Origin of the sequence: Thioclava sp. UBA3469, assembly GCF_002378135.1 — a bacterium.
GTDB lineage: Bacteria > Pseudomonadota > Alphaproteobacteria > Rhodobacterales > Rhodobacteraceae > Thioclava > Thioclava sediminum.
The window spans coordinates 1-1,057 of record NZ_DFRG01000121.1; the positions used below are offsets into that span (position 1 = coordinate 1).

Below are 1,057 nucleotides of genomic sequence, written 5' to 3' on the forward strand. Positions count from 1 at the left end.
ATGTCGCGTTGCCCTTAATTCTGAGACGCGGCGCGTTTGACGACAATTTTTGCCCTTAATTGCGAGATTCGGCTTTCGTCGGGCCTGTGCTTCTTGCGCGCCTTTGCGCAATATGATCAACCGCAACAAGCAGACGTGGCTCTTTCTCGAAGGCGCGCAATAGAGCAACCCTTGCATAGTCGTCGATGCCGGAGCTTGAGATGGCCGCTTTGACCAGCGGACGTGATCGGGCGGCATCAATGGCAGCAAGGCCGAACAGCCTCACTTCTGGTTTGTGGCTCTGAAGAGCGTATGCCGGATCTCCGCGGAAGGCCTTTAATGATATGGCAAAGGTGACCGCGCGCATTGCGCGCCGAAGTTGCCTGAGACTGCGTAATCGCGCGGCGTATTCAAGCCGCGCTGCGCCGTGGCGCGCACGATTTATCAGCTTTTCGGGCATCTGTTCACCACCGTCCTTGCCGAGCGTCTGCACAAGTCTCGTCCCGCAAACCTGGCAGTCGAATGCCCAGGCCCGCCTCCAATGCCTGAGCGAAAGGCCCTCTCGGGAGCATTGCGGGCAATGCTGGAATGGCATCTGTGCCGTCAGCGAGGCTTCTCGTGGCGTCATTGCTGGAAAGGTCAAAGATCGCACGACGTCTGGGGCGACACGTGCAGCGCTGGCAATCTTCTCTGCCGCCACCGCGTCAATGCCGAAGTCCAAGGCGGTGCCATGCGCGGTATCGATCTTGATATGAGCCAGCAGTTCGGCGTCATCACAGTAGTTGGCCGCAGCCAACCGAGACAACCAACCTGACAACAACTCGTCTGGCAGCGGCGTGACAGTTTTTGGCAGCGGGTGCGGCTTCACACCCCGGACTTCTCGAGCCGCCGATTGCCGTTCGCATGGCGCGACCAAACCGGTGTCCATTTTGCGATTGCGTCATTGGTGATGCATTCATCACCTGTTGCAATGGCGTCGATGGAAAGATCCTTGATCAGGGCGAAAATGCGCGAGGTCACCCCACCGGTCAGTGCAAGTATCTGCTTGAGTGACTTGACCTTCAGGTTGGACTTCTTT

General features: G+C 58.0%; 1 protein-coding gene and 1 pseudogene. Both read right to left on the reverse strand.

The genetic code is table 11. The features are described 5' to 3' along the window. Window positions 1–55: 55 nt before the first annotated feature. The gene (locus B3D39_RS09895; protein ID WP_286789642.1) at window positions 56–847 is read right to left on the reverse strand and encodes a TniQ family protein; all 792 of its coding nucleotides are present in this window, start codon (window positions 845–847) and stop codon (window positions 56–58) included. Next, a pseudogene (locus tag B3D39_RS09900) lies at window positions 844–1,057 on the reverse strand (NTP-binding protein); the annotation flags it as partial. The gene B3D39_RS09895 and the pseudogene B3D39_RS09900, both read right to left, overlap by 4 nt.